At 32.1% G+C, this 10,755-nt stretch carries 10 protein-coding genes, 1 tRNA gene and 1 pseudogene; 7 read left to right on the forward strand and 5 right to left on the reverse strand.

The window, feature by feature from the left end:
- Positions 1–86 (reverse strand): annotated as a pseudogene (locus tag V5787_RS11960) (IS1595 family transposase); the annotation flags it as partial.
- Between the two features lie 562 nt (positions 87–648).
- Between V5787_RS11960 and V5787_RS11965 the strand changes: the two are divergent.
- The 3 genes from V5787_RS11965 to V5787_RS11975 all read left to right on the forward strand — a co-directional run bounded on the left by V5787_RS11965 (position 649) and on the right by V5787_RS11975 (position 5,459).
- Positions 649–1,671: a Gfo/Idh/MocA family oxidoreductase gene (locus tag V5787_RS11965; RefSeq protein ID WP_336893436.1), complete on the forward strand. Its 1,023-nt coding sequence runs from the start codon at positions 649–651 to the stop codon at positions 1,669–1,671.
- Between the two features lie 247 nt (positions 1,672–1,918).
- Positions 1,919–3,316 (forward strand): class II fumarate hydratase, encoded by a 1,398-nt coding sequence (gene fumC, locus V5787_RS11970; RefSeq protein ID WP_336893437.1) that lies wholly within the window; start codon positions 1,919–1,921, stop codon positions 3,314–3,316.
- Positions 3,317–4,160: 844 nt separating this feature from the next.
- A complete protein-coding gene (locus tag V5787_RS11975; protein WP_336893438.1) occupies positions 4,161–5,459 on the forward strand; it encodes a dicarboxylate/amino acid:cation symporter in 1,299 nt (432 codons plus the stop codon).
- 27 nt (positions 5,460–5,486) lie between these two features.
- Here V5787_RS11975 and V5787_RS11980 read toward each other — a convergent pair whose 3' ends face one another.
- Together V5787_RS11980 and V5787_RS11985 are read right to left on the reverse strand one after the other, a co-directional pair.
- Positions 5,487–5,918, reverse strand: a complete 432-nt coding sequence (locus V5787_RS11980) for a DCC1-like thiol-disulfide oxidoreductase family protein (RefSeq protein ID WP_336893439.1) — start codon at positions 5,916–5,918, stop codon at positions 5,487–5,489.
- A complete protein-coding gene (locus V5787_RS11985; protein ID WP_336893440.1) occupies positions 5,919–6,881 on the reverse strand; it encodes a Gfo/Idh/MocA family oxidoreductase in 963 nt (320 codons plus the stop codon). It lies immediately after the preceding gene.
- 171 nt (positions 6,882–7,052) lie between these two features.
- On the opposite strand from V5787_RS11985, the gene V5787_RS11990 reads away from it, so the two are divergent.
- Complete coding sequence (locus V5787_RS11990; protein ID WP_336893441.1) at positions 7,053–7,694, forward strand: protein-L-isoaspartate(D-aspartate) O-methyltransferase; 642 nt, start codon at positions 7,053–7,055, stop codon at positions 7,692–7,694.
- Between the two features lie 39 nt (positions 7,695–7,733).
- On the opposite strand, the gene V5787_RS11995 is transcribed toward V5787_RS11990, so the two are convergent.
- Together V5787_RS11995 and V5787_RS12000 are read right to left on the reverse strand one after the other, a co-directional pair.
- Entirely contained in the window at positions 7,734–8,261 is a 528-nt protein-coding gene (locus V5787_RS11995; protein ID WP_336893442.1) for an HAD-IIIA family hydrolase, read from the reverse strand.
- A complete protein-coding gene (locus V5787_RS12000) occupies positions 8,262–9,005 on the reverse strand; it encodes a DUF2520 domain-containing protein (protein WP_336893443.1) in 744 nt (247 codons plus the stop codon).
- A 120-nt stretch (positions 9,006–9,125) separates the two neighbouring features.
- Between V5787_RS12000 and V5787_RS12005 the strand changes: the two genes are divergently transcribed.
- The 3 genes from V5787_RS12005 (at position 9,126) to V5787_RS12015 (ending at position 10,505) form a co-directional block, all read left to right on the forward strand.
- Positions 9,126–9,656, forward strand: a complete 531-nt coding sequence (locus V5787_RS12005; RefSeq protein ID WP_336893445.1) for a glutathione peroxidase — start codon at positions 9,126–9,128, stop codon at positions 9,654–9,656.
- 4 nt (positions 9,657–9,660) lie between these two features.
- The gene (gene bshB1, locus V5787_RS12010) at positions 9,661–10,377 is read left to right on the forward strand and encodes a bacillithiol biosynthesis deacetylase BshB1 (RefSeq protein ID WP_336893444.1); all 717 of its coding nucleotides are present in this window, start codon (positions 9,661–9,663) and stop codon (positions 10,375–10,377) included.
- A gap of 52 nt (positions 10,378–10,429) precedes the next feature.
- Positions 10,430–10,505: transfer RNA gene (locus tag V5787_RS12015), tRNA-His, on the forward strand.
- Positions 10,506–10,755: the final 250 nt, after the last annotated feature.

Consider the following 10,755-nt stretch of genomic DNA (forward strand, 5'->3'; position numbering starts at 1 on the left):
ATTTTGGCTAAATAAGCCTTACAAGCTTCATCATTTGGTAGTTCTTTTATAAAACTCAGTATATTTTGACCTTGAAAAACATCCATATCTGTTATATTTAAGGACACTAAGATACAGAAACTAAATGACTAACTCAGTAAATAATTATTGAATGTGTATAAGTATGTCTGTTTAGAAAGTGATTTTGGAGTGATTAATAAAAATTACAACAATTGATCTAGGTTGTTGTTTGATGAAAGATAGGATTGCTGAATTCAAGTAATAAATGAAGCATTTTGATTAAATAATAATTGATTGACAACAAATTTCCGTTGACTAAATAATCCTCTCGTAATAATTGCTCTATTTGATTTTCCTCTTTTTCAGCAAGCTATATTAATTAGGTTTTTTTGATAAATTTCCTGTTTTTTTGAGCTAATATATCCTTGTAAACATCTTTTTTATTATGAATTTCGTTTAGCATCTCACATAGCTATACTTACTATTAATTTTTAGCTGTTTTAGAAGACTATAGCTTTTTATTAGCATGCAACTAATTGTGTATATTTGTTTTTGATAAAGTGTGCATTACAGCTTTTTTTTGAAAACATATAATCTAATACTCAAATCAGAAAGTTGTATTTATTAGTTGAATTTAAGAAAACAATTATGAAAATTGGTATAGGAATAATAGGGTATGGCAGTATAACACCATTTCATGTAAAAAGTATTTTAGAATTAGAGAACTGTAAGCTAATTGCAATTCAAAGTTCAAATGAAGAAAAAAGAAGAAAAATTTCGAATGAAATTGGGGTATTGTCTTTTGCTAGTTATGAGGAGATTTTCTCTCAAAAGACGATTCAATTAATTATTATTTGTACGCCTAGCGGATTTCATTTAGGTCCGGCTATTGCAGCAATGCAAGCCGGAAAGCATGTGGTGGTTGAAAAACCTTTAGAGATTACGACCGCACGCTGTAAAAAGATGATTGATGTGAGTAAAGAATATAACGTGAGTCTTTCGTGTATTTTTCAAAATAGATATTCATTGGATTATTTAAAAGTTTTTGATTCCGTTCGATCTGGAGAGTTAGGAAGACTGTTGATGGGAAGTGCTTCAATTAAATGGAAAAGAGATCAAGCCTATTATGATGCGACCAACTGGAGAGGTACTATAAAAGGAGATGGAGGTGCAGTTCTTATCAATCAAGGAATTCATACGATTGATCAATTAATTAATTTAATGGGTAAGGTAAAAACAGTCTCTGGTAGCATTAGAACTTTAATTCATAATATTGAAGGAGAAGACGTGGCAACAGCAACTCTTGAGTTTGAAAATGGTGCTATAGCAAATATTGAAGCAAGTACTTCAATGTATAAAGCATTTCCAGAAAAGTTAGAGATTCACGGTGAAAAAGGAAGTATTATTTTAGAAGGTGGGAAAATTATTCATTGGGAATCGGAACAGTGCGGAAAACTAAATATAAGTAATACAGATTTGAATTCTGGAGCTTCAGATTCATTGGCAATCGATTATACGTTACATAAAAGGCAATTGAATGAAATAATAACAGCAATTATAAATGGTAATACGCCTCCTGTAAATGTAAAAGAAGCAATTCAATCGATCGCAGTAATAGAAGGCATTTATAGGTCCTCTTTAAAAGGTGAAAAGATTGATATAAAGCATTGATTTTGATTGAAATAATAAATATGTATTTTATTGTTATTGCGACATTTAAAAATCAAATATTGGTAAGATAAAGTCTGTGGATTTGAGGCATTAATAAAAGAGTAAAATATCTTTAAAAACTCCAATTTAGATAAGGTAAAAAGAGTACGATTTCTTATATTTGCTAAGCTTCAAAAACACACATGTTTAAAGCATAAAACTAGACCTTTACAGGATCTATTAAAAGGTGAAATAAAACAGTAATATTATGAAATATAGAATTGAAAAAGACACCATGGGGGAAGTAAAAGTTCCTGTAGATAAATATTGGGGTGCTCAAACAGAACGTTCAAAAAATAACTTTAAAATTGGTCCTGCAGGCAGCATGCCCTTAGAAATTGTTTATGGATTTGCTTATTTGAAAAAAGCAGCGGCTCATGCCAATTGTCAATTGAATGTATTAGCAGAAGACAAAAGAGATTTGATTTCTGCTGCTTGTGATGAAATACTTGCAGGCAAGCACGATGATCAGTTTCCATTAGTTATTTGGCAGACAGGATCAGGAACTCAGTCGAATATGAATTCTAACGAAGTAATTGCTAACATATCACAAGAACTCGTTGGAAAAGTTATTGGCGAAGGAGAAAAGGTTATTCAACCTAATGATGATGTAAACAAATCTCAATCATCTAATGATACTTTTCCTACAGGGATGCACATTGCTGCTTATAAACTAGTTATTGAAAACACAATTCCTGGAGTAGAACAACTAAGAGATACCTTACAGGCAAAATCTGAAGCATTTAAAGATGTAGTGAAAATTGGACGTACTCATTTAATGGATGCGACACCATTGACAATCGGACAAGAGTTCTCTGGTTATGTTTCTCAATTAAACCATGGCTTAAAAGCCTTAAAAAACACCTTAACTCACTTAGCTGAATTGGCTTTGGGAGGTACTGCTGTTGGAACAGGATTGAATACACCTGCTGGATACGATGTATTGGTTGCTGAAAAAATCGCTGAATTTACAGGTTTACCTTTTGTAACGGCAGAAAATAAATATGAAGCTTTGGCTGCACACGATGCCATTGTTGAAACACATGGAGCTTTAAAGCAAATTGCTATTTCTTTAAATAAAATCGCTAACGATATCCGTATGATGGCTTCAGGACCTCGTTCAGGTATAGGTGAATTGATTATCCCTGCAAATGAGCCAGGATCTTCTATTATGCCAGGGAAAGTAAATCCAACACAATGTGAAGCAATGACTATGGTGGCTGCTCAAGTAATGGGGAATGATGTTGCTATTGGAGTTGGTGGAATGCAAGGACATTACGAATTAAACGTTTTTAAACCAGTAATGGCTAAAAACTTTATAGAATCTGCTCGTTTGATTGGAGATGTTTGTGTGTCTTTTGATATAAATTGTGCGGTTGGTATTGAACCTAATTACCCTGTAATTGAAAAGTTATTAAACAACTCTTTGATGTTGGTTACTGCTTTAAATACTAAAATAGGATACTATAAAGCTGCAGAAATAGCAAATACAGCACACGCAAATGGTACTACTTTAAAAGTAGAAGCTGTTCGTTTAGGATATGTAACTGAAGCCGAATATGAGGAATGGGTAAAACCTGAAAACATGATTGGAAGTATGAAATAATCTTCTTTAATTTATGTAAAAAAGGTGTTGCAGTGATTGCAACATCTTTTTTTATTTGATTAGGCAATTTTACTAGTGTCATAATTTTTTCAAAGAATTCTTCGAGACCTTGCCTATATGTCTAACTGAAAAATTTAAATAGAGTAATTTCTATTTATGGAAAGCACATTTATCAAAATTAACAATCTAGAACAAAAGGTAATAAAAGGTGTTGAGCATTAAATAAATCACAGACAAAATGAATATTTCTCAGATGCTCATTCTTTCTCTATCTGTTTTGTTTTTACCTTTTAAAATTACAAAATCTACAATCTAAATATTTTTTGAAGGCATTCTTAGCAAACAAAATGCTCTGAAGGGTAAGAAATACCAATTTTATTTTTAAATGACGTAATAATAATTTGAAATATTTTTTATTCTGATAAGCAATAAAAATAGAAGCATACTCCGCTACGGTTTTGTTTTTGTGTAAAATATGAATGAAAAAGAATCGAATTTAATGCGTCATTTAAATGGTATAATACAGGTGGAAGTTTATCTCTATTTTTGAGGATAATATTACATCCGAAATAGAATAGAGCTTTCTAGTACTGGAAATAACTCAAACGTTTGTGCATAACCTCTTTTCTTAGCGAATCTACAATGGATAACCTTAGTAAAACCGTTATTTATACTAATTTGCGTCTATTATTTAACGAAGATTCAGTAGGAAGTTAAATAGACATTAGCTTAAAAATTAACATTTTATGAATTTGAGACCAGACACTGTTTAATAATTTAAAGGAGATAGCTTTACACTGATTGAATTATGTAGTATCTTTCGCTTTTTTAAAAAATAGATTTTATGAAGAAATTAGCACTGCATTGGAAAATTGTTATCGGAATGGTTTTAGGGGTTCTCCTTGGTTTTAGTCTGTTGCAGTTTGAGAGTGGTCCTACTTTAGCCAGGAATTGGATAGAACCAATAGGAAACATTTTTGTAAGAATGTTAAAATTAATTGCCGTTCCTCTGATTATTGCTTCTTTAATAAAAGGAATTTCTGATTTAAAGGATATTGCCAAGTTTAAGTCCATGGGAATTAAAACGGTGATAACCTATGTCATGACTACTGTTTTCGCAATTACTATTGGTCTTTCTTCAGTAAATTTATTTAAACCAGGAGAAGGAATTTCTCAGGAAACCATTACACATCTTAAAGAAACTTATGCTTCAAGTTCAAAAATACAAGATCGAATTTCTGAAGCGGAAAATCAACAAAATCAAGGACCACTTCAGTTTGTGGTAGATATGGTACCAGATAATGCTTTTAAGGCAATGAGTAACAATAAAATGATGTTACAGGTTATCTTTTTTACAATTTGTTTGGGTTTAAGTATGTTGCTTGTACCAGAAAAGGAAGCCAGACCTTTAAAAAAATTCTTTGATTCGCTAAATTCAGTAGTCTTAAAGTTGGTTGATTTGATTATGCTATTAGCACCTGTAGCAGTACTTTCTTTGTTAACAACAGTTATTGTAAATACCAACGACTCTGCAATTCTTGTTGCTTTGATGAAATATGTTGGTGTGGTAGTTTTAGGGTTACTCTTGATGATTTGTTTTTATTTAATATTGATTTCAGTATATACTAAAAAATCACCTATTTGGTTTTTGAAACAAATTTCACCAGCTCAGTTATTAGCCTTTTCAACTAGTTCAAGTGCGGCTACATTACCTGTTACCATGGAGAGAGTAGAAGCGCATATCGGTGTTGATAAAGAAGTTTCAAGTTTTGTATTGCCAGTCGGAGCAACCATCAATATGGATGGTACTAGTTTATACCAAGCGGTAGCAGCTGTATTTATTATGCAGGTTTTGTGGCCTGATGGTTTGGGTTTTAGTAATCAATTAATCATTATTATAACAGCTTTATTAGCTTCTATAGGTTCTGCTGCAGTTCCTGGAGCGGGAATGGTTATGTTGGTGATTGTTTTGGATTCTATTGGATTTCCTAAAGAATTACTTCCTATTGGTTTGGCATTGATTTTTGCAGTGGACAGACCTTTGGATATGTTGAGAACTGTAGTGAATGTAACTGGAGATGCTTGCGTAGCAATGCTTATTGCAAAATCCGAAGGTAAATTAGGGAAGCCTAACGTAAAATAATGTGACGATCATTAGCCTATTAAAGAATCAAAATAAAAATTTGTTTTTTTCTTTTGCGGTAGGAATTTTACAAGTGTCATGTTTTTCAAACCAAAGATTTCGTCTTTTAGCGATAAAATCATAAACCTTATCTCTTAGAAAAGTTGGAATGATATAAAAAATACCTACAAGAAACCAAAAACCTTTTAATTGAATTGCTATTTTTATAGCAGCGGTAGATTTGTAATACACTTTTGAATCAGTAGCTAAAATTAGACTGTCTATTTGTTGAATGAATTTAGGTTGTGTTTTCATAAATTCACTTCCTGAAATTGATTGAAGTGATGCGAATAAAAATCGATTTTTCAAATCTCTTCTGATAACAAACGGTACTGAGGAATCACAAAAAGAACAAAGTCCATCAAATAATATAATGAACTTTGTTTTTCTAAGTATTTGTATGTTGTTTGTAGATTTCAATTATTTAAAACAATCAATAATTTGTAAAGCAATTTGTAAGGCTTTAGCTCCTTGATTTAATGAAACTACAGGAGTTGTGTTTGTCTCTATTGCATTGGCAAATGACTCTAGCTCATCTAAAATTGCATTGTTTGATTCAATGGTAGGGTTTTCAAAATAAATTTGTTTTTTTATTCCTTCGGCGTTTTGCAAAATCATTGCAAATTCATCTGGGTTTTCAGGTGCGTCATCCATACGAACCAATTCACTTTTTTTATCTAAGAAATCAACTGAGATATAAGCATCTTTTTGAAAAAAACGTGATTTTCGCATGTTTTTAAGAGAAATTCTACTTGCCGTTAAATTAGCCACACAACCATTTTCAAATTCGATTCTAGCATTGGCAATATCGGGTGTTTGAGAAATAACAGAAATACCACTGGCATTGATGCTTTTTACCTTAGAATTCACGACACTTAAAATAATATCAATGTCATGAATCATTAAATCTAATACAACAGGAACATCAGTTCCTCTAGGATTAAACTCTGCGAGTCTATGTGTTTCTATAAACATAGGATTGTGAATAGACTCTTTAACCGCAGTAAATGCAGGGTTAAATCGCTCTACATGCCCAACCTGACCTCGAACTTTATTTTCTTTAGCCAAAGCTATTAACTCATTAGCTTCTTCATAGGTTTTTGTAATAGGTTTTTCAATAAAAATATGCTTCCCGCTTTTTAATGCCTGTTTTGCACAGTCAAAATGAGAAAGAGTAGGTGTTACAATATCAACAACATCTACTTCAGCCAATAAGGCCTCAATTGATGAGAATGCTTTATAGCCAAATTCCTTCTCTACAGCTGCAGTATTTTGTTCAACAGGATCATAAAAACCAACCAATTCATATTTTTCTGACTGTTGTAATAATCTTAAATGTATTTTTCCTAAATGACCTGCACCTAATACTCCTGCTTTTAACATATTTTGTTTTGTTTATCCGTTATGGATTGCTCTAGTGTTGTAATTCAGCACTTCAGCAAACTTGATTTATTTCATCCATAAAAACCTCTTAAAAGTTTATGGAAGTTTTACACAAAAATATAAATCTTTGGGGATAAATTACTAATTTTATTGCCTAAATAAAAACAATTAGTGAAGGACACGCTCAAACATCAAGGACTTAGAAATCAATTGGCTAAAATAGTTGCAGGAAAAGGGATTACGGACAAGAATGTTTTAGCTGCAATTGCTAAAATCCCGAGGCATTTATTTTTGGATTCTAGTTTTGAGAATTTTGCTTATCAAGATAAGGCTTTTCCTATTTTGGCTGATCAAACGATCTCTCAACCTTATACAGTGGCTTTTCAATCCCAATTGTTAGAAATTATTCCTGGAGAAAAAGTATTGGAAATAGGCACAGGTTCGGGCTATCAAACAGCTATGCTGTTAGAGTTAAAAGCTGAAGTATATACCATAGAACGTCAAAATGAGTTATTTAAGAAAACCAAATTATTTTTACCTAAATTAGGATATAGACCTAAACACATATCCTTTGGAGATGGTTATAAAGGGTTGCCAGATTATGCTCCATTTGACAAAATTATTGTAACTGCCGGAGCACCTTTTGTGCCGAAATCTTTATTAGCTCAATTGAATATAGGTGGAACTTTAGTGATTCCAGTTGGAGAAACTAAGCAGATTATGCATTTGTATAAAAGAACTGGTGTAAAATATTTTGAAAAACAGGAGTTGGGAGAATGTAAATTTGTTCCTATGTTAGAAAAGAAAAATTAATATAAAAAAGCACCTAATACTCCTGCTTTTTAGTTGGTTTTAGTCAAATTTTGCATAAAATTTTCCTTTCCATTTTCCTTGTACACGCATAATTTGCTCTATAACATCACGAGCACAACCTTCTCCTCCTTTTTTAGGTGATATGTATTTGGATATCTTTTTTATCTCTGGAGCGGCATCATTTGGAGCACAGGCAAATCCTACTTTTTCCATTACTGGAAAATCTGGCACATCGTCTCCCATGTACAATACATTTTCAGGGACTAGATTGTATTTTTCTAACAATTCTTTGTAAACTTTTATCTTATCATGAACACCTAGATAGATATCTGTAATTCCCAGTCCTTGTAGTCTTATGCGTACACTTTCACTTGAGCCTCCCGAAATGACACATACTTTATAGCCCGAATCTACTGCCGATTTTAAAGCATAGCCATCTTTGATATTCATTTGTCTTACCAATTCTCCATCAGGGAAAATTGTCACGATTCCATTGGTTAAAACTCCATCCACATCAAAGATAAAGGTATCTATTTTTGGCATCAATTCTTTGTAACTTATTTCCATCTATTTTGTATTTGCAATTGCTTCACTAATCAAAGTGTATATTTTTTTTTGATTTGAATTCAATTGTGATTTGTGCAAAGCTAAGGTTTTTTCGTCCTTTCTTATGGCCGGACCTGTTCTTACTTCTTTAGGTGATTGTTTGGTTATTTTATGAAATGTTTCTTCTATTAATGGATATAAAATTTCAAAAGGAATGTTGTTTTCTTGACAAATATCTTCTCCGATCGAATACATATGATTGACGAAATTATTTACAAAAACAGCAGCGATATGTAATTTTTTACGTTGCTCTGAATTCATAGAATAGACTTTTGGTGAAAGTTCTTTTGCTATTTTTTCTAAAAGAAAATAATCCTCAGTGTATGTAGCCTCTAAACATATAGGAATTTCTCTAAAGTCTATCTCTTCGTTTTTTGTAAAGGTCTGTAAAGGATAAAACACGCCTTTTCTGTCTTGTTTAATTGCTGAATTAGGCATAGCTCCACTGGTGTGTACCACTAATGTATTCGTTAGTAACTCATTTGAAATGGATTCAATAGTAGCATCCGTTGTTGCAATAATATAGATATCTGCCTTTTTTAGATTCTGAATAGTATTGGTTATTGAGACTCTGTTTTTTTTGTTTTCTATATGGGCAAGGGTACGGTTGTATATTTGCACCAATTCAATTGATGAACTGTTCAAAAAAGCATTTGCTAAATGCGAAGCCAAATTTCCTCCGCCAAGTAAAACGACACGTATCATAAAGCGAATATACAAACGAATCTTATTTTTTAAAAAGGAATTTGTATTTTTGATTGATACATTTATTAAATTGGGAATATGAATTACGGACTCTTAACTATACTTTGTTTTTTTATTTTTATGAAAGTGATTTTTAATGAAAACATTTCACATAAAATGACACAGGAAATTCCAAATATTCATCAATTTACTGTAACGGATTTACAAGGTAAACCTTTTGAGTTTTCTACTTTAAAAGGCAAAAAAATAATTATAGTAAATACAGCTTCCAAATGTGGTTTGACACCGCAATATGAAATATTACAAGAGATTTATGAAAAATACCAAGATCAAGGTTTGATAGTAATTGGGTTTCCTTCAAATGATTTTTTATGGCAAGAACCAGGTGACTCTAAAAAAATAGAAATTTTTTGTAAAGTTAATTATGGAGTAACATTTCCTATGATGGAAAAAATTAAAGTAAAAGGGACCAATAAACATGATATCTATGCGTTTTTAACTCAAAAAAGTAAAAATGGGTATGCAGATTCCAAAGTGAAATGGAATTTTCAAAAATACTTAATTAATAGGGCAGGGGAATTGGAAAAAATTATCGCTCCCAAAATCAAACCCAACGATCCGGAAGTGATTGCTTGGATAGAAAAAAAATAATTTCATGAAATTAGATATATTGGCTATAGGTGCGCATCCTGATGATGTTGAACTTGGCTGTGGAGCAACATTAGCAAAAGAAATAGCCAATGGAAAAAAAGTTGGAATATTAGATTTAACACGCGGTGAATTGGGAACTAGAGGCTCCGCTGAAATTAGAGATAAAGAAGCTGCTGCAGCTGCTGATATTTTAGGTGTTTCTGTACGTGAAAATTTAGCCTTTTCAGATGGGTTTTTTACTAACGACAAGAAACATCAATTAGAAATAATAAAAATCATTCGTAAATACCAACCTAATATTGTGCTTTGTAACGCTGTAGACGATAGGCATATTGATCACCCTAAAGGGAGTAAATTGACATCAGATGCCTGTTTTTTATCTGGGTTGCGAAAAATTAAAACTATGTGTAATGGAGTTGAACAGATATTTTGGCGTCCTAAACACGTGTATCATTATATTCAATGGAAACCTTTAGAGCCTGACTTTGTAGTGGATGTTACGGGGTATATGGATATAAAAACCAAAGCAGTAAAAGCGTATACTTCTCAGTTTTTTGATCCGAATAGTAAAGAGCCTGAGTCGCCAATAACTAGTAAGAACTTTATAGATAGTGTGCATTATAGAGCCAATGATTTGGGGAGAATTATAGGCGTTGAAAGCGCAGAAGGTTTTGTGTCAGAACGTTATGTTGCTGTTAGGAATTTAGAGGATTTAATTTAAAAAAAGACTTGCACAATTGTCGAAATAGTGTAAATTTGCAGCCGTTAAACATGGTGGTTGTAGCTCAGTTGGTTAGAGTATCGGTTTGTGGTACCGAGTGTCGCGGGTTCGAGTCCCGTCTTCCACCCATAGTTTTTAAAGGTCTGTTTTTACAGACCTTTTTTTATAAAATAAAGTTTCTTCTGATTTTTTCAGTTTGGGTATTGAAAAATTATGCTGTAGTATTTGTACATTTGGATTGCTTGGATTCAAGGTTGTAACGCAACAAAACGTTTTAGTTTTATGATGTTACTGAGCTACAATTTTAAGTTCAATATCCATCATTTCTTTTGGTGTTTTATATCCAAGTATCTTTCTAGGTCTATTGTTTAGTTTTTC

Source organism: Flavicella sp. (assembly GCF_037132785.1).
Classification (GTDB): domain Bacteria; phylum Bacteroidota; class Bacteroidia; order Flavobacteriales; family Flavobacteriaceae; genus Flavicella.